Here is a 25,236-nt window from a genome sequence, read left to right as displayed (position 1 = left end):
CGCATAAAACTATGAAAGAGTTTAAACCAACCAGTTGGTCCATCGATAACAGAACGAGCATCTATATCGTGACCATCATTATCACGCTGGCGGGGATATTTTCTTATATCAACCTGCAGAAAGAGAACTTCCCCGATATCGTGATCCCCACCGTGTTTGTGGCCACGGTGTATCCCGGTACCTCGCCCGTCGACATGGAGAACCTCGTGACGCGGCCTATTGAGAAAGAGATCAAGGCCCTGAATGGGGTAAAGGAGGTAAGCTCCAACTCTGTGCAGGACTTCTCGATGATCACCGTGGAGTTCAACACCGATGTGGAGGTGGCTGAGGCCAAGCAGCTGGTGAAGGATGCCGTGGACAAAGCCCGCGCAGAGCTGCCTACCGACCTGCCGCAGGAGCCGGACGTGCAGGAGGTGAACTTCTCCGAGATTCCGATCATGTACGTGAACGTGTCGGGTAACTACAGCCTGGACCAGCTGAAGCAGTACGCCGAGGACCTGCAGGACCGCATCGAGGGCTTCCCGGAGATCACCCGCGTAGACATGATCGGCGCCCTGGACAAAGAGGTGCAGGTGAACGTGGACATGTATAAGATGCAGGCGGCTAAAGTTACCTTCACCGACATCGAGCGTGCCATCGCTTCCGAAAACGTGACGGTGTCCGGAGGCAACATCACAGTAGGCGAAATGAAGCGCTCTGTGCGCGTGGCGGGCCAGTATGCGGACCCGGAAAAGATCGCGGGTATCGTTATCAAGTCAGTGGCAGGCGGTAACATTCGCCTGGGCGACATCGCGGAGGTGAAAGAGGGCTTTGAGGAGCAGGAAAGCTATGCCCGCCTGGACAATGCGCCGGTGATTACCCTGAACGTGATCAAGCGCAGCGGCGAGAACCTGATCGAGGCCTCTGACAAGATCCGTGAGGTGATCGACGAGATGGAGGGCTCCGTGCTGCCGGAAGATCTGACGATAACCATCACCGGCGACCAGTCTAAGATGACGCGCCACACGCTCAACGACCTGATCAACACCATCATCATCGGTTTTGTGCTGGTAACCGTGATCCTGATGTTCTTTATGGGCACGACCAACGCCCTGTTCGTTGGCCTTTCCGTGCCGATCTCCATGTTCCTGGCCTTTATCCTGATGCCCACCTTGGGCTTCTCGCTGAACATGATCGTGCTCTTTTCCTTCCTGCTGGCCCTGGGCATTGTGGTGGACGACGCCATTGTGGTGATTGAGAACACGCACCGCATTTACCATACTACCAACCTGAGCGTTGTGAAAGCGGCAAAAGCGGCGGCCGGCGAGGTGTTTGTTCCGGTATTGGCGGGTACGCTAACGACGGTGGCCCCTTTCCTGCCCCTGGCTTTCTGGCCGGGTGTGGTGGGAAAGTTCATGTTCTTTCTGCCCATCACGCTGATCATTACGCTGATGTCGTCGTTGCTGGTAGCCTTTATCATCAACCCGGTGTTTGCCGTGTCTTTTATGAAGAAGGGGCACGAGAATGAGGTTTCCCCAGGGTCACGCAAGATATTCTGGGGGTTGATAGCTCTGGGTTTTGCGGTAGCGATAGCAGGGTACGTCATAGGCTGGTACGGCACAGCTAACCTGGCTATCCTGGCTGTGCTGCTGGTGCTGTTGAACAAGTACGTCTTCACTAGGTTGATTGACAAGTTCCAGCACAAGGTACTGCCGCGGTTCATGTCAGGCTACGAAAGCCTGCTGCGCTGGATGCTGGTTGGCTGGCGGCCGATAGGCGTGTTTCTGGGGGTGATTGCCTTGCTTATCTTTTCGCTAGGGCTCACAGCCTTGCGCCCGCCCCAAATGGTGTTCTTTCCGTCCGGCGACCCTAACTTTGTATACACTTACATCAACATGCCTATCGGCACCGACCAGGCCGTAACAGACTCGGTGACGAAGCTGGTAGAGCAGCGGGTGTATAAGGTAATCGGAGCGGATAATCCGGACGTGGAATCGGTGATTTCGAACGTGGCCATTGGGGCTGGCGACCAGAATGACCGTAGCGTGACACCACAATCTCATAAAGGAAAGGTTACCGTTGCCTTTGTGGAGTATAAAGACCGGGTAGGGGCGACCTCCACCGCCGAATACCTGAACCAGATACGGGAAGCGGTGAAGGGACTGCCTGGTGTTAACATCACTGTGGACAAGGAGCAAAGCGGACCGCCTGTGGGCAAGCCTATCTCGGTGGAGATTGCCGGTGAGGACTTTGACCAGCTAGTGGAGTTGTCGAAGCAAGTGGAGCAGTATATTGAGCAGCAGAGCATCGGCGGGATTGAGGAGCTCCGTTCTGACCTGGAGGACAGCAAGCCGGAGATCCTCGTCAACATCGACCGGGAGCGGGCCAACCGCGAGGGCATCAGCACCGGGCAGATAGGGCAGGAGATACGGACGGCCATCTTTGGTAAAGAAGCTTCTACCTTTAAACGCGACGAGGACGAGTACCCGATACAGGTACGCTATGCAGAGCCGTACCGTGATAACATCGACGCCCTGCTGGATATGCGCATCACGTACCGCGATATGAACACCGGTTTAGTGCGCCAGATACCGCTTTCATCGGTGGCGGACATTGAGTACACTACCTCGTACGGGGGGATCAAGCGCAGCGACCTAAAGCGCATGGTAACGCTGGAGTCGAACGTGCTGAATGGCTATAATCCAAATGAGGTGGTGCAGCAGATAGAAACTTCGCTGCAAAACTTCCAGACACCGGAGGGCTTTGAGGTCCGCCTGGGCGGTCAGCAGGAAGAGCAGCAGGAGACGATGGAGTTCCTGATGATTGCCCTGGTGGCGGCTTTCCTGATCATCTTTTTGATCCTGGTGACACAATTTAACTCGGTGTCGAAGCCGTTTATTATCCTGTCGGAGGTGTTGTTCTCCATCATCGGCGTACTGCTGGGCTTCTCCATCTTCGGGATGGATGCCTCGGTGGTGATGACGGGGGTGGGAATTGTGGCCCTGGCGGGTATCGTGGTGAAGAATGGCATCCTGATCGTGGAGTTCACCGACATCCTGCGCGGTGAAGGGGTTCCTTTGCGCGAAGCGATTGTGGAGGCAGGCAAGACCCGTCTGAACCCCGTGCTGCTCACGGCCACGGCCACCATATTGGGCTTGATTCCGCTGGCCATTGGCCTAAACCTAAACTTCTATACTTTGTTTACGGAGTTTGAGGCGGGTTTCTTCCTGGGTGGCGACAGTGCCGCCTTTTGGGGGCCATTGGCCTGGACCATCATTTTTGGCCTTGCCTTTGCTACGATTATTACCCTGCTGGTTGTGCCGGTCATGTACCTGCTGAACGAGAAGCTGGCGGAGAAAATTAATGGAAAGAAAAAAGGCGGTGTTGTCCTGCATGAGGAGGAGCGCCGTTTGAATGGAAAAGTTAGAGAATACACACTTTAAATACCTATGCTTATAACAAATAACGCTATTGAACAGGAGGTTATCCGTGTCATTAGCAGAACCAAGAAGATAAAACCTGATCGCTTACAAGCTGAGAAGCGTTTATTTCAGGATTTTGGCTTTGATACAGTAGACTTGGTGGATATAATTCTGGAGCTGGAAAAGAACTTCCATATCACGATTCCGGATGAGGTGCCGATTGACACAGTGGGGGACTTTATAGACTATGTCGCCGCTAACTCGTTGCGAAAGGCCAGCTAGTATAAATTTGTAGTAAAACCTATAGAAACAGGAAGGCGGGGAGCATGCTCCCCGCCTTTTTTATGATTTGCTTATAATAAACAGGGCAATACGGTAGTACCTGCTGCTCTTGTTTGTTATTTTCTTAATAAAGTGTGTTTATAGTAGGTGTATTCTCGATAAGGTAGCCTTTAAAAGATAGAAATACGATAAGCTTTCAGCTTCTTATCCAGTCCCTTGGCGTTCCCGCAAACGCTGTCCAGCAGCGACCAGAAGTCGGGGCCGTGGTTTTTCTCTACCGTGTGTGCCAGTTCGTGCAGGATCACATAGTCGCAGAGGGCATCGGGCAGGCGCATCAGGTGTAAGTTCAGGTTAATGTTATTTGTGTGTGAGCAGCTGCCCCACCTGGACTTGGCATTTTTGATGAACACGTTCTGGTACTCAAAGCCAAACTTCTCAGCAAAATAAGCCACGCGCTGTGGCAGGTACTGCTTGGCCTCCTTGCGGTAGGCCTCCTCAATCGATTTCCGGATGAACTTTTGTACGTCAGGGTCGCGCACGTCCTTAAAAGCCGGATAAAACACGTTGAGGTATCCGCTCTGGATCACGCAGCGCATGTCATAGCGGGCGTGCGTTAGCAGGCGCAGTTTATGATACTTTGTCGTGAAAGTGCTCTCGTGATCGTATACCGTTATCTTTTCTTCCTGCTGTTGCATGCGCGACTGGTGTTCCCGTATCCAGTCGGCCTTGGTATAGATCAGCTGCTCAGCTTTCTCAAAGCTGATGTGTGGCGGAACAGCTACCCGTATCCCTTTTAAGGGGCGAACACTAATACTAAGTCGTTTCGCTTTTTCGCTTCGCTCGAACAGCACTTTCCCAATCCCATCAATGTGCAGGTTAACGGAGGTTAGTCGTAGAAATGATGAAGACAATTGGCTAAATGTTAAAGTACAAAATCATCTGGCCAAATATAGAGAATAATTTCCTTAAAAAAACACTGGAGATGAATGATTTGTGAGATTTAGCATAAATAATTGTATTTATATTGTGCTATATCTTAAGACTTTTACATCCTTTTTTAGGGCTGCAGGCACACACAGAAAGCCTGAATGCAGCGCCTGAAGAGGCTCCGAAAAAAAGGCTGCCTTTACACAAGGCAGCCCCCTCCGTCTGGATCCTTGTTAATTAGCGATTGTTGCCGCCTGTTGGCCTATCGTCTGTTTCCTTTTTCGGTATACGACTACTGTCGGTCGTCGCAGAGCGCAGGGTTTTCTCCCTGGTGCTGGTGACTGTGCCCTTCGCATCTGTCTTATGCCCTTGCGAGGAGTGCTGTTGAGACGGCTTGTTCTTCTTCTGCTCCTCCTGCTCGCCTTTGTGCTGCTTAAACGTTTTCTTCTCTTTCTTATCCCAACCGGTGTTATCCATTCCCATCTTGTCTGTTTCCATAGCTATTCAGATTATTGTCTAAAGTCGTCTTGTGTTTTTATGCGTATGTCGCCCTCTGACCTATCGCTGTATTTTGGGGTGCCATAGGAGGTGTCCATGTTATGGGCCTCGGCAGGTTGTTGCGTTACCGGGTCCACCTTAATCGGCCGTGTCTTTTCCCATTCCCTGTACTTGTCCAGTTCTGACTTGATGCTAGCCATAAACCAGGCTAACAGGCTGGCATCGTCCAGCAGGCCAATTACCGGAATCACGTCCGGTATTAAGTCGATAGGGGTGATAAAGTAGATGAGTACGGCTATACCACCTACCAGCGTAGAAGCCGGTATGCCCTTGTACTCGCCGGACATGGCCGCCTTTAACATGCGAGACAGTAGCTGCAGGTTTTCCCAGACTTCACCTGCCAGAGCGCCCACTCCCTTTTTGGCAGAAGCTTTTTTCAGCGCTTCGCTTACAAGTTTGGCTACTTCCGAAGGGTGCTTCAGGTAGTTCTCTGCTTTTTCCAGTATCTTTTTAAAGAAGGGGCTTTGCGCTACGTTCTTACCTTCTGTGTTCTTGTTCTCCATAATTCTTACGTGCTTGTACAGTATGTGTTCAGGCTGTTTTTTGATCCGGCTTATAGTGCCTTGCTGCTATAATAATGAATTCTGGTGCAATTTGCTTAAAACAAACAGTAACCTTTCTATACTTCCTGCCTCTAAAATTGTTATGGTTTAACTAAAACAAAAAGCCCGGCAGGTGTAAGGTGCCGGGCTTTACAGAATGTCGTTTTCGCCTACTTAGTTTACACGTCCGGCCGCATAAAAATAGTTGCGGTAATAAGGCTCCCGTAAAGAGCTTACCTTTACCCCGCCACTTGTAGCAGAGTGGATGAATTTGTTGTTTTTAAGGTAGATACCCACGTGGAAGATCGGCTGCTTAGGGCCACGGCGAAAGAAAACCAAGTCGCCTGTGCGCAGGCTGTCCTTTTGGACGCGCTGCACGTCCTGAAACATGGAGCGGGAGCTACGGCTAAGGTCTATCCCATACACCTCCCGGTATATGCTCGTGACAAAGCCGGAGCAGTCCGTGCCTTTACGGGAACTACTCCCGTAGCGGTAGGGAGTGCCCACCCATTTAGAAACTGTCTCGGCCAGCTTAATGTAGTCCGGGTTTTTAAAGCGCAGGTCCAGCTTTCTGATGTAGTACTCCTCTGCTTCGGAGGCCCTTGTTTCGGCTGCTACGTCCAGGGCCAGCGTTCGGGCCATGTCCTCGCCAGAGTTAATGGCATAAGGCGTAACGGGGGCAGCAGAAGTAGCTGCAGGGGGAGTGGCCGACCGGGCAGGCTTAATTTCGTAGAAGAATGACAGGGCCAGTGATAAAATGGCCAGCGCACTGAGTATAAAAGATTTCGTCATAGGGTTTGGCTCGTCCTTAACCTGTAAAAGAGGGCTAAGCTTTTCACCTTTTGTGTTAAAAGTGGCCTCAATCGTGCTATGAGGGCCAACTTGCACTGTATCAGGCGCTACTGCGCTATAACAGCGGGCAAATGTAAGTGCTATTGTTGAGAGCACCAAAATAAAAGTTGTTGTATTTGCTTATAAATGTGGGGTTTATGCTAAAGGCTGGTGTGCTTTTGCCCACAACGCGGCCTTAAATAAAAGTACGCTTTATCATTTAGAGCGTTAAAATGTGAGATGATGGATTTTAAAGTTGTAGAACGGTCTCCTTTTGCCCGTATTGCCCGGATGGTACTGAAGAGCAAAAACGTAGCCATGGTACTGGGCAAAACGGTACATTTAAGCGGTGTTAGTCGCGAGACCTTTTTGAAAGATGAGGGATGGGTGGCGCATGAGCTGTGCCACATCCGGCAGTTCAGAGAGCATGGCTTTTTTCGGTTCCTGTGGCTGTACCTGGTAGAGTCGATGCGGGTAGGGTATTACAACAACAAGTATGAGGTGGAGGCGCGTAAGGAGGGGATGAAGCACCGCCGTCACCTGAACCCGAGTCATAAAGCAGCCCGTGCCATAGACCCTTCGGGAGTTCCCTTACCAGCAGACAGCAAGCGGAAGCACTAGCGCCAGGCGGCTGGAAGGACTTTATGACAAAAGACAAAGGCTTTCTAGACAAGGGAAAAGGGGGGGAAGGGCCTAAGAGCTGATGCATTATTACTCGCTGTACCGGAGGCTAACTTCTATCGAGATCTTTCTTTCCGTACAGGTCGGTACATAAGGCCTGTTTTCTGCCATCTCTTAACTAGTGGACTACAGGTAAAAACAAAAGAGGAAAGACTCAAAATGCCTTTCCTCTTTTATTCTGAACAGTCTTTTATCTTTTGCTCAGCAGTCCTGTGTCAGCACGAAAAGTGCTAGGCCTCCCGCCATTTGATCGTGCAGCCGATAGCTTTGGTGTTTGGTTGGCTTACCTGTTTCCCCTGTACAAGGTCATTCAGGGCCGCCTCGGCATATTTCTTTTGCACAGCAGAGGCATCTTTGTAATTGTCGTCTATCGTGCCGATATAGGCAACCTTCAGGCTACCGTCTTTTTGCTTTTGCAGGATGTACAGGTGTGGTGTACGGCTGGCACCATAGGCTTTGGTGATCTCCTGTGTCTCGTCCTGTAAATAGGCGAAGGGAAACTTCTTATCTTTCGCACGCTGCTGCATGTCAGGATAGGAGTCCTTGGGTGATACCTTTACGTCGTTGGGGTTGATGGCAACCACCGGGTAGCCTTTCGGGGCGTACTTGTTGTGCAGGTCGATGAGGCGATCTTCATAGGCGATGGCATAGGGGCAGGTGTTACAGGTGAAAGTGACAATAAAGCCCTTGGCATCCTTGTAATCTGCCATCGAAACCAGCTTGCCATCGGTGTTTTTCAGCTTAAAGTCGCGGGCAGTGTCGCCGACCTGGTAGCCGTTATCACTGGCAGGAACGGCCGAAAAAAGCATCCCCACCAACAGCAGGCAAGCCATGTACAGGAAAGGTAAATTCAGTTTTTTCATAGAAGAGGAGGTTATGGTTTATACTTTTCAATCAGTTTGGTTAGCTCTTCCTGTGTCATTTCGCTCTCCACGAACTCATACTGCTTGCGCTTGTTGTTAAAAACAAGGGTAGCGGGTATCGCGCCAGACCACTTGGGCTCCAACTTGTCTATCCACGAGTTTCCGTCCACCTCATCCAGCAGCAGTAAATCAGCCTTCAGACCACGCTTTTGCACAAAAGGCTTTACGCGTGTTTCCAGGTCTTCGGCAGCGTCCATGCTTACTAAAATTACTTTCACGGGTTGGTCTTTGTAAAGGACGTTGGCCGCTTCGAAGTAGGGAAGCTCCTTAATGCAGGGCTTGCACCAGGTAGCCCAGAAGTTCACCACATACAGGGTATCGTGAGGTTGCTGCCGTAATTGCTGTAATTGGTCGAATTTTATCACTTCCACCTCCTGCGCAAAGCCAGGGGCCGAAGCGGTACAAACCAGCAGGAGAGCAGCGATTACAGAGGGGAGGACTGTTTTTATCATGGGTCTATAACACGAAAGAGAGGAAAGGCCTATTGCGCTTTCGTGTTATTAACAATTTAAGGGTTAAACCGTTATTTAAAAGCGAACTTTTGTTAAACATACAAGCAAACTTAATAATGGGAAATAAATTAGAAGGAAAAAGGATCGCAATTTTAGTAGAAGAGGGCTTTGAGCAGGTAGAGCTAACGAAGCCGCTTCAGGCATTGAAAGACGAAGGAGCAGAGGCCCACATTGTCTCCCCGAACAAGAAAGACGAGATAAAGGCCTGGAACCATACCGACTGGGGCGACACCTTTAAAGTAGATAAAAAGCTAAGCGAGGTAAGCGCAGAGGATTACAACGGGTTAGTGTTGCCAGGAGGTGTGCTGAACCCAGACCACCTGCGCGTTAACGAGGAGGCCGTCAGCTTTGTGAACAAGTTTATGGAGGCCGGAAAGCCGGTGGCTTCTATCTGTCATGGCCCCTGGACGCTCATTGAAACAGGGAAGGTGAAAGGCAGAAAAATGACCAGTTACCATACCCTGAAAACAGACCTGAAAAACGCCGGGGCTGATTGGGTAGATCAGGAGGTTGTGGTAGACAATGGCCTTGTTACCAGCCGTAACCCGGATGATATTCCAGCCTTTAACAAAAAGATGATAGAAGAGTTTGCCGAAGGCAAGCACAACCGCTAGCAAAGCCGCACTTAACTAAAGAAGGCCGCACTTGTTAGTAACAGGTGCGGCCTTCGCTGTTTGAGGATAGGAGCCAGACTCGCTACGGTATCAGGCCATACAGTTGGGCCGCGATGGATTCTAGGAGTACGACCAGGACCAGGTCTAGCAGGAACAGGAAAAGCCCTTGCAGCACGATGGCCTGTCCCCAACCCTGTAGTTGCTCTGTTTTGTACGATGTGCGCGAGCGCTCCTGCAGGTAAGCCCCCAGCACCATGTAACTAACGTCTAGCCCCACATTCAGGTAAAGGATCTTTTTATAGAGCACGTGTTGCTGCAGTGCCTGCGCTAAACTTATGCCGGGTGCGTTGCCTGAAGACACTGCATATAAGCCCCCTATGGCGATAAGCAGGTTCACAATGTTCCAGTACAGGTTCATCTGAAAAAAACGCTTGCTGCTGCGCGTGGCTTTGGTCAGCTTAAAGCTGCCCACCATGATGTTCACGATTGCCCAGCCCCCTAAAACCAACATACCGGACCGTAGCATGTATGCCTGCTGTGCGTTAAATAAGTTGATTTGTTCATCCTGGGCGCTGGCAGGCCAAGTCAGCAGTAGCAGCGGAAGCAGGCACAGGAGTTTTCTCATTCTTATCGGTTCAGGTTTTGTGTAGGAACGTGTAAAAAGCCTGTTTCGCATAAAGGCCTCCCCTGTAGGCTTGGTAGCAGGAGTCGATCAGGCTTAAACAGTTAAAAGGATGCTGTTAACGCGGGGCAGGCTTGGCCACCAGGTTAATACCAATGTTAACTTCGGGGTAAATTGTCTGGTTTCCCAACGATTGGTCAGACCGGTACACCAGGCCCCACTTGGTGCGGTCCAGGTTAAAGTTTGCCTTTGCCAGCAGCAGGTTATTTTTCAGGGTTACCTTGGCCGGGAACGACACGCTTTTAGTTTCTCCTTTAATGGTCAGGTTGCCGGTTATGCGATGGGTAGGGTCTTTGATGCGCAGTTCGCTGTACTTGCTTTTTGGAGCCTTGTTGTCCGGCTGGTGCAATAAGCTATCGTAACGGGTGACTTCCGTCACTTCAAAAATGGCAGTGGGATGGTTCTCTACATCAAAGAAATCCGATGACCGTAAATGCTTGGTAAGCTTTTCGTTGCTAGCCTGGTCTATGGTCTTGTCGTCTGAGCGAACGCTGAGCATGTCAATCAGGAAGTTGCCGCCGGACAGCATGCTATCTTTCATATAAAGCTCTCCTTCCGTGATGTTAAACAGTCCATTATGGCGGCCTGTCATCTTGGCGCCGATCCAGGTTATCTCGCTTTGGGCGGTGTCTATCACGTAAACATGCGAAGGCCTTACTACCTCCTTTTTCTCCACGGGGGCGCTGATCACTGCCTCATCTGTCTTTATCGTGGTGTCGCAGGAGGCGAGGGCTATTATAAGCATGCCCAGTAGGATGATGCACGAGGGCAGGGTTCGTTTTGCCATGGGGTGCGTGTTGTTTAACCTTACCAGTTGGTTTTCTTTATGGTACGGCCTGAGGCGGAAAAATGATGTGGAGGTGCTGCGTACAGGCTACAAAGGTGCCGCTGCCCTAAAAGCCAATACCCAGGTAAACCTGTATCACCCCGTTTTTGACATCTTCGTTTAGGCTGTTGCCCCCCTTGTCCAGTTTTCGCAGGTCAGCTAAGCCCATACTATAGCGCGTTCCTAGCCGGAAGTGCCCGATATATCCCTCCAGCCCCGCGGCAAATCCATAGTCGAAGGTATTATAGGGCTCCAAAGCTACCTCCTTCTCCCCTTGGTTGGCCGCCACCATGATGCCTGCCTGTGGGCCCAGGTGCACACTGAAGTTATTGGTGATGCTAAAAACTGCCAGCAGAGGTACTTCCAGGTAATCGAAGCGGAAGGTAGAATCGTTGCGCTCAAAGCCTTTGCGGGAGTACAGGAGTTCCGGTTGCAAGGAAAAGAACTCTCCGAAGGAGAACTGGGCATATATACCGGCATGAAACGTTGTAAGGCCGGATGCGTCTCCCCATTTATCCTTATCGCTTCCGTAGGCGTTGGCAAAGCTCACTCCCCCTTTTATCCCGATGCCACCATTAGGGGCGTCCAGCCCACTGAAGAGGTTGTGGTTCTGGCGGATAGCGGTAGGGCCCTCTAGCTGTGCAAAACCGGTAAGGTAGCACAACAGCAGTAGCGCGAGTAGCAGCGTCTTTTTCATGTGTCTTGTTGTCTTAGGGCCGTCTCACCCCGTGCTGTTTAGGCTGCGCGAGTAAGTTGCTGGTTATGCCCTGTTTACTGTAGCAGGGTAGTAAAATGTTGCAAAGTATTAACCTGTCCTACAGCAGGAGTAAACCCGTACAGGTGCCTGAGAGATGACCGGTACAGGCTTTTATGGTGGGAGAAGGGAACAATGGCACTTTAACTATAATACCGATAACCCTATATATTGTTAATGCTTTGGTTAATATCTTTAGCTAAATCGTGGTTTTAGTGGCCGGCAATATAAAATTGTCGAGGTATTTGGGCATAAATGGCAGGTAGTGCACACGAAATGGTGGATAATTGTGTGTAATTAACAGAGTTATCCACATTTATCCACAGGCAAAACAGGGGTAAGTGGATATTGTGGGGAACCTTTCCACACTTATCCACCTCTTCATATGTCGGTGCTAAAGGTGTTAGCTTTTGTACTGTTTGTAGGTTGTTTCCTTTAGCAGGAACGGCGACGCTTGCCTTGTTTAAACCTGTGACCCTGTTTAATTGTTAGTTTTGTGCTATGCTAAAAATCGCCTGGTCTGAAAAGTTCGCACACAGCTTGCCTGAGGGGCATCGCTTCCCGATGATTAAGTATGACCTGCTGCCTGAGCAGCTACTATATGAAGGTACGATCACAGAAGAGAATCTCTTTGCGCCGGAGCCTTTGCCGGAGCGCTTCATCTTAGATACACACGCTGCCAATTATTGGCAGCGCCTGCGCCGGTTGGAGCTATCGGCATCGGAAATTCGCAGAACGGGCTTCCCGCTGTCAGAGGACTTGGTGAACCGGGAAGTGGTGATCATGAACGGGACGGTGCAGGCGGCTTTGTTTGCGCTGGAAAATGGGGTCGGGATGAACATAGCCGGTGGCACACACCATGCCTTCACAGACAGGGGGGAGGGCTTTTGCCTGCTGAACGATATTGCCATCGCCGCTAATTACCTGCTCAACTACACAGAGATCAGAAAAGTACTGGTCGTGGACCTGGATGTGCATCAAGGCAATGGTACGGCGCAGATCTTTGAGCAGGAGCCCCGGGTGTTTACCTTTAGCATGCACTGTGGCCATAACTACCCTTTCCATAAAGAGAACTCAGATCTGGACTTACCCTTGGCAGAGGGCACCGATGACAAAACTTATTTAAGGCTTTTACAGGAGGTACTACCCAGGCTACTGGATGAGCAGCAGCCGGACTATGTGTTCTTTCAGTCCGGAGTAGACGTGCTGGCAACGGACAAGCTGGGGAAGTTGGGGATGACGGTTAACGGCTGCAAGGAGCGGGACAGAACCGTACTGGAACTATGCCGCAAAAACAAGTTGCCAGTGGCGGTAAGCATGGGCGGAGGCTACTCCAGGCAGATCGCGCACATTGTAGAGGCGCATGCCAACACCTTTCGGCTGGCACAACAACTCTTCTTTTAACAAACCGGCAGGCTACTCACCAGAGTCAAGTTTGTCAGCATCGTCTTTTCTCCCCTTGGGGACAAGGAGCCTGAGCAGGAAGTAGATGATGGGGGCTAACGCCAGCACCAGAATCACCATCAGGACGACTTTGAGTGCCTTTACAAAGACGGTGATGATCAGGCCGGAGATAATAACGGAGGCGATAAAAAGTATCCAGAAGTGCGATCGTTTGCTCATACTTTTATGCTTTGTTTAAGAAGAGAGGCAGCAGGAGTACCTGCAAAGGGTTAGCGTTTTTGTAAAAGCAGTTGCCAGCGGAATGCCCACATCCAGCGCAGGGAGTACTTGCTGATACCTGCTTGCTTCACTAATTGCTGTATCTCGTCCCGCTTAAAGGCGCGTGATACAGACAGAGGCGCATCGTTTCGGACCAACACAGAGTTAGAGAACAGGGCCGTAATGTATTTAATGGAGTAGTAGGCAAACCAGTGCCGGTGCAGGTCGTTGATGATGACCCCAAGCCGGGATTGCTGGTACAACTGCCGGAACATCCGGACAAGCTGCTTATCTGTGAAATGATGGCAGAAAAGGCTGCAGACGGTGATATCATACGCTTCCCGGGCGAACCCCTCCGAAAAAACATCAAACTGCTTTACCTCGATGTTCGGATACCCCTGACATTCTTTGCGGGCATACTGCACAATGTAGTCGTTCGCATCGATGCCGGTTAACAGTACAGGAACTTTCTGGTGTTTTGCCCACCTGGCCATGTTCTTTAAGGTGTCGCCCCCGCCACAGCCTATGTCTGCGATGTGCAGCGTTCTGCCTTTGTGCCTGGTCGCCAATTGGTCGAGGGCGTTCAGCACCACCTTATAGCCACCCAGCCGGGTATTGATAATTTCCAGCTCGTCCAGCGTCTTCCGCATTTCCTCCCCCGAGTAGGCGAGGTCGTCCATCAGCTCCGGTTCGTTACTTCGTTGTTCCAGCATAGTGCACTTTTAATAGCATAGATTCCAGGGTAAGGCCGGGGCCAAAGGCAAAGCTCAGCACAGGCTCATTCTGCTCTTTCCGGGTGAGGTTCTCCATTAGCTCTTTCAACACGAACAGCACAGTGGCTGAGGACATGTTCCCGAACTCGCGAAGCACTTTATACGCGTGCCTGTTGTCATCGCGGCTCATGCCCAACTCCTGCTCAATTACCTCTAATATGCGGCGGCCACCGGGGTGTATGGCAAAGAGCTTTATTTCTGACATAGTTGTTTTAAGCCCCCTTAGCAGTTTCTCGGTCAGTTCTGTAATGCCTTTCTTAATAAGGTCCGGAACATAAGAAGAGAGCGTCATCTCGAAACCCGTGTCGCCGATGTGCCAAGCCATCTCCCGTTTACCTGCAGGTGCCAGGTCACAGTGAAAGGACTGTAGCTCCAGGCTTATCTCCTGGCAGGGTTGCCCTTGCATGAGTACAGCGGCGGCCCCATCGCCAAACAAAGCGTTGGATACCAGGTGGTCCTGTTCGGTGTACTTCTGAAAATGGATGGTGCAGATCTCGGTGCATACCAACATGACCTTGGCCTCCGGGTTGGCCTTGCAAATGGAGTCGGCAAGCTTGATGGCGTTAAAAGCAGCGTAGCAGCCCATAAAATTTACAGCAGTGCGCTGCACGGTGGTGGGGAGCTGAAGGCGCTCCACTAGTTCTATATCTAGGCCGGGGGCATACATGCCGGTGCAACTCACGGTGATAAGGTGTGTCAGGTCCGGTAGGTCTACAGCTGAAACCTGGCCCAGGCAGTCTTGTATAGCCTGTTCCGATAGCGCCACCGCATGCTGTTTGTACAGGTCCATGCGCTGTTGCACCGTGGGGAAGGGTTCCAGGGAGGGAGTATTTGGGTAAAAGGTAAAATCCCCGTTCTGGCGGGTATAGTCTTCCAGGACCGTGTAGCGCTGGCCAATGCCGGAGACCCGGTACAGGGCCTTCAACTTGCGTGTGTCTCGCTCATCAAACTGCAGCGCCGCAGCCATAAAATCCGCTATCTGCATCTGTGGGATTTTATGGGGTGGGTTGGCTGTGCCGATGGCGCAAATATAGCTCTTCATGTTAATGTTCTTTTGTGTTACCCTTGCTCAAAATGCACAGAAGACCTGGTGCAGCATATTTGTACACGAAAGGTTTTAGGACTGATTCAGCAGCAAATAAGCCGTGCGGGTATTGCACTTTAGTACGGATACCACAGCTGATAAGATATAAGCGGGTGAAAGATACAAGCGGAGCAGTACTGGCCTAGAAGGGCTTGCCGTGGGTCTGGCGCATGACCAGGCGCACGGCGGGGGGCAGGTACTTGAGGGATCTTACGGCTAGCTCAGAAAGGACGGGGTTGCCAAAAAGCTGTTGCACAGTACGGCCGAGTTGCAGGCGCTTTTTAAACCGCGACTTCCAGGCCTGCTCGTAGTTCTTTTCCAGTTCCTGGCGGTGGTGTCCGTTCCGGAAGTAGTGCAGGACGTGCTCTGTTGCAATCTTTCCCGAATGAATAGCCATGGCCATGCCGTTGCCGCAGAGTGGTGTGATCATGCCCGCCGCATCGCCGCAGAGCAGCATGTGGTTCTCTACGCAGGTTTTTGGGGAGAAGGAGATCTCATTGATGACCTCCGGTTGGTCGTACAGGAGCTCCGCCTCCTCAAATATCTGCCGAAGGTGCGGATTGCGGTGCAGCACGGCCTGCTCCATGCGCGGTATGCTGCCGTGTTCCTTTAGGTTTTGCCGGGTAGTCAGGTAGCAGAAGCAGTAACGGTTATCCTCGATAGCGGAAATACCGGCATAGCCGTCCTTAAAGTTGTGCAATGCGATCAAGTCTTTCGGGAAGTCGTGCCGCAGGTGGTATTTAACGCCTATGTAAGGGGAGCGGACCTTAAAAAAGGGCCTCTCAAGTTGGCGGTCCAGATTGGCGCGCTTGCCGAATGCCCCCAGCACTACTTTTGCCTGTAGGTTCTCCGGCCCAGACAGCTCGATGTCGAACGCATCATCCTCAAAAGTGACGGCTAACACTTGTTGTTGTAGCAAGAAGTTTACACCCCGCTTTCGGGCCAGTTCGTACAGGTAGTTGTCAAAAGTGTAGCGGCTAAGGCCAAAGCCACCAAGGTCTAGGGGAGCCTGCAGGGTATGACCGGAGGGCGAGGAGAGCAGGAAGTGCCGGATGTTAGCGGGCTTAAGCGGGCCGACATCGGCACCGAGGGAGCGAAGGTAAGGCAGCACCTCGTTTGAGACGTACTCCCCGCATACTTTATGAAAGGGATAAGCTTTTTTTTCGACCAGTGTCACCGCCAGCCCGGCCTTCGCCAGCCCTAGAGCACTAACCAGCCCAGCCAGTCCGCCTCCAATTATTACTACGTCCGTTGCCACTGTATCTGCCGTTTATATATTTTTTTTATACAAAAGTTATTACGCGCTTTTTGGTAAACAGCTTGTTTTTCGGGCTATAATACAAGAACAATTTATAATATCAGCCGTTTTAGATAAGTGGAACAACTTTTGTAAGTTTTGAATAAGAATATCCTGAACAGACTATATGAAACAATTTATACTTCTGCTTTTTGCTTCTCTGTCTGTGCTGTTGGTGCAGGCCCAAGCCCGGAACCCGGTTCAGGTGCAGGCCTCGCAGCAGGAAGAACGAGATAAACCGCTTAACCTGCAGCGCGATGAGGATGTGTCTATTTATCCTAACCCTAGCAATGGCGTGTTTACGGTTTCTGTCTCTAACCTGCGTGCCTCAGAAGTGAAGCTAAGCATCATGAATGTTATCGGTAACGAGATATACAGCGAAACGTTGGCGGGTGCCGATGCCGGTGTGTCGAAGACAGTGGACTTGAACAGGTTTGCCAAAGGCCTGTACTATGTAAAGTTGGAGGCCGACAAGTTCAGTACCGTTAGGCGTGTTGTAGTGAAATAGATAAGTTAAACAGCTAAAAATAGAGCGGTGGCCACCCGAAAGGGGCTGCCGCTTTTGTTTGTGGGGCTTCAGTATAAAAAGATAAGAAGGAAAGTGAGGCAAGGTTTACTTTTTGTTTCGCTCTGGTAGTATAGCTTTGGGCAGGTAGCCTATCTGCAGGCTGGTATCCTGTTGTAGGCGCGCCCTCACAAATACATTATCTGAGGCATCCAGCACCTGAATCTGCTGTGCCGTGTCAAAGTAGGCGACCACTTTACTGTCAAAGTCAGGGTGGTTGTAGAGCTTTCCATTGATAAGCGGTTTTGTAGCATAGAGCACATCGGCCGGCAGCCTTACGCTTTCTTCTTCCGCAACAGGCGTGGATGCCATCTCAGCTTCATCTACTGCATCATTGTTAGCGCCACAGGAAGTGATGGTTAAGGGAACTACAAAAAGAAGAGGTGTCAGGAGTTGTTTCATCTATGAGTGGTGGTATACTGCAAGGTGTAAAATGCTTTATGCATCATTTGTCTACGGTAATTTCTTTTAAAAGCTTCTAATAGAGTCGTCCTAGATTCGTCATCTGTAGGTTGAACGGAGGATTTTCCCTCGTGTGGCTAAGGGAATAGAAGCGGGGAACAGCGTCTTCCTCACTTCTCTTCTTTGCTTCTTTGGCCGCAAAGCTGATTGCCTGCGCCATTGTTTCTCCAAACTCTCCTCTTAAGCTACCAGCAACATCCTCAAACGTTACTGCTTCCGGCGTGCCATGGTTAAATATTAATTTAGATATCCCGTCGCGGCACTGGTCCGTTTCAAAAAAGGCGAAGATGCATACCAGTACCTTAGGGTCTGGCACACCTTCGAAGCCAATTGTCCACCTACCCCGAATGTTCTCTATCAGTTCAAACTTTCGCGGGGTCCTGCGCCTCTCTGTCTCGTGTAAGTTCTCAGGCTCAAAGTAATCCTCTAAGCAGGATATCAGGGCTTTTGTCGGTGTAAGGCCTTGGTCGATTAATTTCATGGCAAACTATTCTTGTACAGTTCGCAAACCAGATGAACGGCTTGCACTAGGTAATTACCCTGAAACAGAGTTAAGGTTATGCGTAACGGAAGAAATGTCGCTTTTATTAGGGGGCCTTTGGGTTGTTATCTTCTCTTGTGGGCGCGCTGGGGGCACAAAAGACTGGCAGTGTTTTTCAGCCCCCCCGGTATGGCAGCTTTCAACTACTATGCCCATGGGTTGTGGGCAACTGGCTATACAGCCTTATGCGATAGCTGCTCCAAAGAACATGGACCGGCGTCTGTTTCTGGACCTAGGGCAGGTGCTGGTGAACAGAAAAGACCTGGGGATCCATTGGAAGCGCCCTTACCTGGTAGACGTAACGAATGCCGTAAGAGCGGGATCAAACAATTTGGAAGTGAGGGTGACGAACCTGTGGCCTAACCGCCTGATTGGCGATGCACAGCTGCCGGATGTGTACGATTATACCCCTGTGCCGGAGGAAGCGGATTCGCCAGCCTGAGCGGCGGTGCCATACAGTCCTTGCCGGAATGGCACAGGGAGGGCAAACCGAAGTCAGACAACGGCAGGGGGCGCCTTTACCACCTGGCAACACTACACCGAAGACTCTCCCTTACTGGAATCCAGCTTGGTAGGACCAGTGGTGTTACGACCAGCCTTTCAGAAACCATCACCCGAGTACTTTTCAAAAAGCTAAGAACACAGGTTACATAGGTGCTAACGCATAACTTATCTTCTGAGAAGCGGATAGTAAAACAGCTTTGATGTAGCGATTTGAAAGCTTAAGCATTAAATTAAAAAGCCCCTATATACAATAGGGGCTTTTTTTGTGGCCTTGCCAGGAATCTAACTCGCTGATAAATAGCCTTTATTGTCAATACTTTATGTGGTGCTAAATACTTTAACTCACCGAATCACGCACCACTTCTTTGCTTTATCCGACTGCAAGTATTAATGTCTAAAGGTAAAGTGTTAATCGCTTATATTCAACCTTTTCAACGTATTTAAACACTCCCTTTATTACCTCTAAGAGGTACTTGTCGTTCCAGCCATCTATCTTTTTTCTTCTGTTCTTCATGCTTTGCTTGTCCTGCACCTATGCCAGCAGCTGGAGTGCTAGCTTTCTGGCGGTTGCCATATTCTGCGGTGCATTCCCTTTCCTAGAGCGGGAGATGTCCTTCCAGAAGCTTTATCCAGCCGCCAGTGCTATCGGTTTACAATGCTCCAGTGGTTATGCACCAGCTTGTTGAACTCTGCTGGTGTAGCCTTCAGGCTGCTGAGGTAAAAGTACGTCTCGGTAATTGTTTTCCCGTTCTTCTCGCATTAGCTCTCCTTCGTCACCACTGACTTCAACTCGGGCCAACCCCCAGCTCGTCCAGCAGCTCCAGGCGATTCTCCAAAGGGCAGCGCCTTCTCTCTATCCTGCTGCTGCCGAATACACCCACTTGTCAGCCAGCAGGGCCTCCTTCCTTTTCCTCATCCACTAGACCCTCTCGATTCTAGTGGTACTTAAAACATTATAGACAAGCGGTGTTTCATGTTTTTTCCTGTTTGTTTTAGTTGGTGTATGTGCTATTAATAGTACATGCTACTTTTCGTTTAGGTGATGTCTATTACGCCTTATTATCTAATTTTTATTCAGTGTCAAGTACTTGTATAAGCTTAAGGAAGAGAACAGGTAAACAGGATGCCCAAAAACTATTAATAGCAAGAAAGAAAGATGAACTTTTTTGTAACCCTATATGAACTATATAGGTACGTATATATAATGATATATAAATTTATTATAGAGCATTGAGCCGTAAATCTTACTCACAAAGGGCGATTAATTGTATAATAAACCTCTTATTCATTTAGGGTTTAAATCGCATTATAAGAACATTCTACAAGTATTCCATAGCAAATGGACGTGGCAAGTTGCTGATGGTTCCTGCTGTACTGCTAAATACATGATATAACCTTTCAGCTTATCTTAAATAGACGAGCATTGTCTTCACGCATTCCTAAAGGGGAATTTAGCGCTACATCTATAGAAAAGATTAGTTAACTTTTTTTAAGAAGAACAATATATGAGCAAGCTTTACTTCTGCTTTCTTATTCTTATGCTTGTAGTATTCCAAGCAAGGGGACAGTCTACGAACAATCTTGATAACTTTGCTCCGACTTCTCCAACCGCTTACCAGTTTTTAAAGTATGATGACTTGCCTGTTAGCGAATATACAGGTATTCCCAGCATTTCTGTCCCACTGTATCAAATTGAGGTGGATGGGGTAACGCTTCCTATTACTTTATCATACCATGCAGGAGGAGTGCGTGTGGACGAGGAGGCAAGTTGGATAGGGCTTGGCTGGAATTTAAGTTTCGGTAGTGTTATTCAAACTGTTAATGATGTAGATGACTATCTAAATGTGACTAACAGGACCAGGGTACAAATGCTGCCCGACTTCTATAGCACACCGTTAGTAGAGGAACTGCCTTTACGTTATAATTGGCCTTATTCAACTGATGGTCAAGGTTGGAGCAGCCCTGTAGAGGTGTATGAACCCACTCCCGCTCACGGTTATAAAATAGCAACAGGTTACTATGTACCTGTTAACGGTGATTATGAAACCAAGAGAGAGACTCTTTTTACAAGTGAGGATGTAGACTCTGAGCCCGATGTGTTCAAGGCTAACTTCCTTGGTCACTCCCTTAATATGGTTCGGGACTTTCGAAGTGGGGAGTGGGTGGTACTGAATAAGAGAGGTTATCAGGTATCCTACCAAGACGATAGATGGCTTATCACAACACCTGCCGGCGAGCAGTTTCACTTTGAGGAAAAGAGCGTCATCGAATCGAGAGGAGCAAGTGAGAACTTTACGGCTGTTTACCCCACATCCTGGCACACATCTATCAAGATGTGGATGCTCACAAGCATTGTGACTAAGAACAAGAAAGAAATAAGTATCACTTATAGCAGGGCACAGACTCTGGCAGTAGAGGGCTATCCTAAGTTCTTTCAGAAGCAACAAAAGCCAACTTACCTCGGATCAAGTTATCAGACCACTGGACCTGTGAGAGGACTTGTGGGGCAAACTATCCCTGTGAACTCTGAGGGTGTTTTTACCACTACTGCCTATTCCAGAGAAACGTTTTTGTATCCAGCCTCAATTACCTTTCCTAAAGGCAGTGTAACTTTTACAACGGTAGCAAGGCAGGACATGGCTGGTACGAGGGCTCTAGACAGTGTGAAAGTGAGGGCGTCAGAAACGGTGAAAGTATTTAAGCTTAACCACTCTTACTTTGATGCAAGCTCTGTAGGAGGGAACGGTTATCATTTTCCGGAGGAAGAACAGTACGGCTTAAAGCTACCCATGTTAAGGCTTAAACTCCTTTCGGTACAGGAAGACAATGGTACGCAACATACGTTCAAGTATAATGAAACTCCACTACCGAAGAAGAACTCTTTTGCAAGGGACTATTGGGGGTACTATAACGGGCAGCTTTCTAACAATTCTGTTGTACCTAACCCATATCGATTTAAGAATAGGTTAACCTCCTTAGAGGGACAACCAGACAATGGTAACAACATGTCGGCCAACCTTTTTTATGTCAAGGCAGGTGTGCTGGAGGAAATAACCTACCCTACCGGAGGCAAAGCAGTCTTTAACTATGAGTTGAATGAGTTCGATAGTTACTGGGTACCAGATTATAATGTAACCACTAATCAGGTGTCCCATGGGCTTGGCTTGCGGATAGCCTCTATCAAGTACTTAGACTTGGACGATGAGAAGCTGAAGGAAACCGTCTACCATTACGGGAACGGCAAGGCTATCCTTCCAATGGACATTTTTCGGCAGTACAATGTGAAAACAGTTGACATCACGAGTACGGAAAACAAAATGCTCATTTATGACTTTCAAATAAATGAAAGTAATGCCAGTGGGATGTTTTCAGCTAACCCCTTCGGTTCGCTAAGCGGGGTCGGTTACGGGAAAGTAACGAGGCGGGAAATCTCATCTAACGGTTCGGGAAAGGGGCGTACTGAGACTATATTTCATAATAGTCCTGATATTGTAACGCACAGCTACGGACACTTTTCTCAAATGAGCGCCACGTTACCTGCCTTCAAAAACATAAACTTTCCAGAGAATGGCTCCATTAAATCCGTGACGTTTTTTAACGAGGATGGGGATAGTGTCAAGTTAGTTGAAAAGGAGTACATGAACGTACGGTCGATGGTACGCCACGGAGCCCGAATATTTAGTCACGGGGGGCTGGCTTATCAATTGTCCAACTGTGGTGACAGTGTCTGTCCATATACATACCAAGCTCAGAATCTTGTTGGCTACTATCCTATCTTTGATGTAGAGACTCTTCTTTCTAGTACTAAAGAAACTTTGTTTACTACCACCGGCAATATAGCAACAAGTACTTCCTACAGTTACGATTCTACTTATAATCTTGTCACGAGCACTTTAACAGCGAGTTCAAGAGGGGAAGTAAAGGTAGCCTATAGTTACCCATGGAACAGTGACGCCACCGAGTATGGTTTGTTAATGAGCGCAGGTAGGCCTTCTGAGGTAGTTGGTGAAACCAAATATAACAGAAGCTATGGTACAGATACTTTTGAGCAGGTATCTCACTTTTCAAAGGCTTTCGGATATGTAGGGAGTAGAATATTGGAGAAGAATATTTCGGAATACACCAGTGCTACAAGCTTGCCGCGCGTGACTTTTTTCGATAAACATGACGAGCGTAACGGCAACCTTTTGCAGTTTCATAGGGAAGGTAAGGTACCCATCTCATACCTTTGGGGGTATGATGCGCAATATGTTATAGCAGAGGCCAAGCATGCAAACTATAATGAACTCTTCTTTGATAGCTTCGAAGAAATAACTGCATGGGGAAGCAACATTTCCTACGATGAGAACCGAAGCCAAGCTGGACGGGTATCAGGCAGGATAAGTAGTTCTTCCGGAGAAGAAAAAGTGCAAATAGGAGATAGGTGGTTAAATTTTTCTTTGTCTGCTCCTAAAATATTTCGCTATTCAGGGTGGGTGTACAGCAATGGGCCTAGTGCCGACATTCACCTTTACATGAAGCGTGGTGGAGAGACAGAGCTCTTCTCCTACGCTGACTTTACGAGTACCAACACTACAGGAAAGTGGGTTTACATAGAGAAGGAGGTTCAAGTACCGGCAGACGTGGTAAAGCTTACGCTACGGTTGGATAACAATGGTTTAGGAGATGTCTGGTTCGATAATCTTCGCATCTGTCCTGCAGATGCACAAATGACCACCTACATCTATGATCCTTTGGTGGGGATGACCTCCTCGACGGACGCAAACGGCAGGACCACCTACTACGTGTACGACTCCTTTGGCCGGCTGAAGGCCGTCAAGGACCACGAGGGCAATGTGCTCAACAGCTACGAGTACCACTACGCCGGACAATAAACTTCTTTTTCTTTAACCGCCCGCCCCAGCAGAGAAGGGGGTGGGCAAAGGCATCCATCACCCAAAAGGTATCGATATGAAACGTTATTGCGTTTTCTCAACAGTTTCCCGCGCCCTTACTTTAGCCCCGCAGCGACCGTCCGGGCGCAAAAGCCGCGGCAGGGGAGCGCTTGCCCCTTTCTTCCTCTTTTTCCTCTTGACCCTGCTGCTTCCCCTAAGCTACATTCTGGCGCAGGGCAGGGCCCAATCCCCTGAGCTGGAGGCTGAGCTCTTGAGGCTGCGGGCAAGGCACCTGCACCCGCAGAAAGACAGGCCAGGCAGGCGCCTGGGCTGGGAGCAGGGCGTGCGGGCCTACCTGCGCTCGCGCGACTCGCTGATGCTATCGGAAAGGGAGAAGGAGGTCGAGCAGCGGATAAGCCTGCGCCAGCAGCGGCAGAGGGAGGAGGCCATGTCCCAGTTGGCGCAGAGCGAGAAGCCCTGGGAGATGGCGCCCCCGCCGCAGGAGGACTTCGGGTCGGCGGGCTCCGGCCCCATGGCAGGGGACGAGGCTACGGCGGTAAGCTACGCCGAGGGACTGGTGCCTGACGCCGTGGAGCTGCAGGCCCTCCGCGATCTCTACGACAGCGCTGGCGGGGCCGGCTGGACCAACAAGACGAACTGGCTGCAGGGCACCACCAGCGCCGAGTTCGGCACTTGGCACGGTATAACGGTGACCAGCGGTGATATCACTAGCATCTCCCTCTCGGGCAACAATCTTGTCGGGACTGTCCCCTCCTCCCTGGGAAGCCTGGAGTACCTGAACTACCTGTACCTGGACAAAAACAACCTGTCGGGGAGCATACCCGCCGAGCTGGGAAGCCTACCTTACCTGCGGCACCTCTACCTCAACCACAACAGCCTCTCAGGGGCACTGCCCCCGGCCCTCGGAAACCTGTACTACCTCCAGCAGCTCTACCTGCACCGCAACGCGCTGACGGGGACTATCCCGGAGTCCTTCGGCAGGCTTTACTACCTGCAGGGGCTTTACCTGGACCATAACAGCCTTTCAGGCAGTATCCCCGACTCGCTTGGCAGCCTTTCCTCGCTCACGGCCCTTTACCTGAACGCCAACAGCCTCTCGGGTGACATCCCCGCCTCTATCGGGAACCTTACGAGCCTGCAGGAGCTGGCCCTTAACGAGAATGCTCTCTCGGGCTCTGTCCCAGGTGCCCTGGGCAACCTCTCCTCCCTGGTTTACCTATACCTGGACCGCAACAGCCTCTCGGGCAGCATACCAGCAGAGTTAAGCAGTCTTTCCTCGCTTGAGCACCTCTACCTTAACAACAACAACCTCTCTGGGGCGATTCCCTCCGAGCTGGGCGGCCTTTCGGCCCTCAAGCAGCTGGGGCTGAACCACAACGCATTCACTGGCCTTGTTCCATCCTCTCTGGGTAACATGACGAGCCTGCAGCACCTGTACCTTCACGTCAACAGCCTCTCGGGCGCCATCCCCGAGTCGCTGGGGAACCTGCCATGGCTGACCTACGTCTACCTGGGCGACAACGGCCTTTCAGGCGCTGTCCCGGCCTCCTTGGGCAACCTGGAGTACCTGACTGAGCTGTGGCTGAGCGGCAACGCCCACTCCGGGGAGCTGCCCGCCTCCCTTGCCTCACTTACTTACCTGTCTTATCTAGGGGCGGAGGGCAACCAGTTCACGGGCATGGCCGACTTCAGCGCCAGCCCCTCGGCCGGCTCCCTTTACCTGGGGGTGGACGACAACCGGCTGGGCTTTGGGGCCATCGAGCCCAACATGACGGGGGCGGGCACCAGCGCCATCGGCACCTTCACCTACAGCCCCCAGAACGACATCCCCGCCCCGGACACGCTGGGGTTCACCGCGGGCCAGCCCCTGGAGCTCAGGGCTGTGACGGGGGGGACCCGGAACCTCTACCAGTGGCAGCG

At 50.4% G+C, this 25,236-nt stretch carries 24 protein-coding genes; 9 read left to right on the top strand and 15 right to left on the bottom strand.

Translation table 11 applies throughout. The features are described 5' to 3' along the window. The first annotated feature begins 11 nt into the window (after positions 1-11). Positions 12-3,422 (top strand): efflux RND transporter permease subunit, encoded by a 3,411-nt coding sequence (locus CHB92_RS23250; RefSeq protein ID WP_089321636.1) that lies wholly within the window; start codon positions 12-14, stop codon positions 3,420-3,422. Positions 3,423-3,428: 6 nt separating this feature from the next. Then, on the top strand, positions 3,429-3,683 hold the full coding sequence (locus tag CHB92_RS23245) for an acyl carrier protein (RefSeq protein WP_089321635.1): 255 nt from the start codon (positions 3,429-3,431) through the stop codon (positions 3,681-3,683). 170 nt (positions 3,684-3,853) lie between these two features. Here CHB92_RS23245 and CHB92_RS23240 read toward each other — a convergent pair whose 3' ends face one another. The 4 genes from CHB92_RS23240 to CHB92_RS23225 all read right to left on the bottom strand — a co-directional run bounded on the left by CHB92_RS23240 (position 3,854) and on the right by CHB92_RS23225 (position 6,502). Continuing rightward, positions 3,854-4,594, bottom strand: a complete 741-nt coding sequence (locus CHB92_RS23240) for a M48 family metallopeptidase (protein WP_089321634.1) — start codon at positions 4,592-4,594, stop codon at positions 3,854-3,856. A gap of 253 nt (positions 4,595-4,847) precedes the next feature. Beyond that, positions 4,848-5,108, bottom strand: a complete 261-nt coding sequence (locus tag CHB92_RS23235) for a hypothetical protein (RefSeq protein WP_089321633.1) — start codon at positions 5,106-5,108, stop codon at positions 4,848-4,850. Positions 5,109-5,119: 11 nt separating this feature from the next. Beyond that, the gene (locus CHB92_RS23230) at positions 5,120-5,671 is read right to left on the bottom strand and encodes a YkvA family protein (RefSeq protein WP_089321632.1); all 552 of its coding nucleotides are present in this window, start codon (positions 5,669-5,671) and stop codon (positions 5,120-5,122) included. A gap of 213 nt (positions 5,672-5,884) precedes the next feature. Next, complete coding sequence (locus tag CHB92_RS23225; RefSeq protein ID WP_089321649.1) at positions 5,885-6,502, bottom strand: C40 family peptidase; 618 nt, start codon at positions 6,500-6,502, stop codon at positions 5,885-5,887. 279 nt (positions 6,503-6,781) lie between these two features. Here CHB92_RS23225 and CHB92_RS23220 point away from each other — a divergent pair, with 279 nt between their 5' ends. Continuing rightward, complete coding sequence (locus CHB92_RS23220) at positions 6,782-7,162, top strand: hypothetical protein (protein ID WP_245842848.1); 381 nt, start codon at positions 6,782-6,784, stop codon at positions 7,160-7,162. A 290-nt stretch (positions 7,163-7,452) separates the two neighbouring features. On the opposite strand, the gene CHB92_RS23215 is transcribed toward CHB92_RS23220, so the two are convergent. Together CHB92_RS23215 and CHB92_RS23210 are read right to left on the bottom strand one after the other, a co-directional pair. Then, positions 7,453-8,085: a thioredoxin family protein gene (locus CHB92_RS23215; protein WP_089321631.1), complete on the bottom strand. Its 633-nt coding sequence runs from the start codon at positions 8,083-8,085 to the stop codon at positions 7,453-7,455. 11 nt (positions 8,086-8,096) lie between these two features. Next, positions 8,097-8,597: a TlpA disulfide reductase family protein gene (locus CHB92_RS23210; protein WP_089321630.1), complete on the bottom strand. Its 501-nt coding sequence runs from the start codon at positions 8,595-8,597 to the stop codon at positions 8,097-8,099. A 116-nt stretch (positions 8,598-8,713) separates the two neighbouring features. Between CHB92_RS23210 and CHB92_RS23205 the strand changes: the two genes are divergently transcribed. Further along, a complete protein-coding gene (locus tag CHB92_RS23205; protein WP_089321629.1) occupies positions 8,714-9,271 on the top strand; it encodes a type 1 glutamine amidotransferase domain-containing protein in 558 nt (185 codons plus the stop codon). 82 nt (positions 9,272-9,353) lie between these two features. On the opposite strand, the gene CHB92_RS23200 is transcribed toward CHB92_RS23205, so the two are convergent. The 3 genes from CHB92_RS23200 to CHB92_RS23190 all read right to left on the bottom strand — a co-directional run bounded on the left by CHB92_RS23200 (position 9,354) and on the right by CHB92_RS23190 (position 11,476). Then, positions 9,354-9,896, bottom strand: a complete 543-nt coding sequence (locus tag CHB92_RS23200; protein WP_089321628.1) for a DUF6992 family protein — start codon at positions 9,894-9,896, stop codon at positions 9,354-9,356. Between the two features lie 115 nt (positions 9,897-10,011). Next, positions 10,012-10,740 (bottom strand): YceI family protein, encoded by a 729-nt coding sequence (locus CHB92_RS23195; protein WP_089321627.1) that lies wholly within the window; start codon positions 10,738-10,740, stop codon positions 10,012-10,014. 106 nt (positions 10,741-10,846) lie between these two features. Next, entirely contained in the window at positions 10,847-11,476 is a 630-nt protein-coding gene (locus tag CHB92_RS23190; RefSeq protein ID WP_089321626.1) for a porin family protein, read from the bottom strand. Positions 11,477-12,034: 558 nt separating this feature from the next. Between CHB92_RS23190 and CHB92_RS23185 the strand changes: the two genes are divergently transcribed. Next, entirely contained in the window at positions 12,035-12,937 is a 903-nt protein-coding gene (locus CHB92_RS23185; RefSeq protein ID WP_089321625.1) for a histone deacetylase family protein, read from the top strand. A 12-nt stretch (positions 12,938-12,949) separates the two neighbouring features. On the opposite strand, the gene CHB92_RS23180 is transcribed toward CHB92_RS23185, so the two are convergent. The 4 genes from CHB92_RS23180 to CHB92_RS23165 all read right to left on the bottom strand — a co-directional run bounded on the left by CHB92_RS23180 (position 12,950) and on the right by CHB92_RS23165 (position 16,310). Further along, on the bottom strand, positions 12,950-13,156 hold the full coding sequence (locus tag CHB92_RS23180; RefSeq protein ID WP_089321624.1) for a hypothetical protein: 207 nt from the start codon (positions 13,154-13,156) through the stop codon (positions 12,950-12,952). A 50-nt stretch (positions 13,157-13,206) separates the two neighbouring features. Beyond that, on the bottom strand, positions 13,207-13,908 hold the full coding sequence (locus CHB92_RS23175; RefSeq protein WP_089321623.1) for a methyltransferase domain-containing protein: 702 nt from the start codon (positions 13,906-13,908) through the stop codon (positions 13,207-13,209). Further along, positions 13,889-15,010 carry a type III polyketide synthase gene (locus tag CHB92_RS23170; protein WP_089321622.1) on the bottom strand — a complete coding sequence of 374 codons (1,122 nt, stop codon included), beginning with the start codon at positions 15,008-15,010 and terminating at the stop codon, positions 13,889-13,891. Before CHB92_RS23170 ends, CHB92_RS23175 begins: the two co-directional genes overlap by 20 nt. A gap of 184 nt (positions 15,011-15,194) precedes the next feature. Continuing rightward, the gene (locus tag CHB92_RS23165; RefSeq protein ID WP_089321621.1) at positions 15,195-16,310 is read right to left on the bottom strand and encodes an NAD(P)/FAD-dependent oxidoreductase; all 1,116 of its coding nucleotides are present in this window, start codon (positions 16,308-16,310) and stop codon (positions 15,195-15,197) included. Between the two features lie 166 nt (positions 16,311-16,476). Here CHB92_RS23165 and CHB92_RS23160 point away from each other — a divergent pair, with 166 nt between their 5' ends. Continuing rightward, entirely contained in the window at positions 16,477-16,857 is a 381-nt protein-coding gene (locus CHB92_RS23160; protein ID WP_089321620.1) for a T9SS type A sorting domain-containing protein, read from the top strand. Between the two features lie 105 nt (positions 16,858-16,962). Here CHB92_RS23160 and CHB92_RS23155 read toward each other — a convergent pair whose 3' ends face one another. Both CHB92_RS23155 and CHB92_RS23150 read right to left on the bottom strand, forming a co-directional pair. Beyond that, entirely contained in the window at positions 16,963-17,316 is a 354-nt protein-coding gene (locus CHB92_RS23155; RefSeq protein WP_089321619.1) for a hypothetical protein, read from the bottom strand. Positions 17,317-17,392: 76 nt separating this feature from the next. After that, positions 17,393-17,857: a hypothetical protein gene (locus tag CHB92_RS23150; RefSeq protein ID WP_089321618.1), complete on the bottom strand. Its 465-nt coding sequence runs from the start codon at positions 17,855-17,857 to the stop codon at positions 17,393-17,395. Positions 17,858-18,065: 208 nt separating this feature from the next. On the opposite strand from CHB92_RS23150, the gene CHB92_RS23145 reads away from it, so the two are divergent. The 3 genes from CHB92_RS23145 to CHB92_RS23135 all read left to right on the top strand — a co-directional run. Further along, entirely contained in the window at positions 18,066-18,359 is a 294-nt protein-coding gene (locus CHB92_RS23145; RefSeq protein WP_106219224.1) for a glycosylhydrolase-like jelly roll fold domain-containing protein, read from the top strand. 1,699 nt (positions 18,360-20,058) lie between these two features. Next, the gene (locus CHB92_RS23140; RefSeq protein ID WP_218824304.1) at positions 20,059-23,295 is read left to right on the top strand and encodes an RHS repeat domain-containing protein; all 3,237 of its coding nucleotides are present in this window, start codon (positions 20,059-20,061) and stop codon (positions 23,293-23,295) included. 76 nt (positions 23,296-23,371) lie between these two features. Further along, on the top strand, positions 23,372-25,236 hold a 1,865-nt coding region (locus CHB92_RS23135), incomplete at its 3' end, for a leucine-rich repeat domain-containing protein (protein WP_444850686.1).

Origin of the sequence: Pontibacter ummariensis (assembly GCF_900188175.1) — a bacterium.
Taxonomy (GTDB): Bacteria; Bacteroidota; Bacteroidia; order Cytophagales; family Hymenobacteraceae; genus Pontibacter; species Pontibacter ummariensis.
Note: the sequence above shows the minus strand (reverse complement) of the source record. Positions and strands in the feature narration are given on the sequence as shown.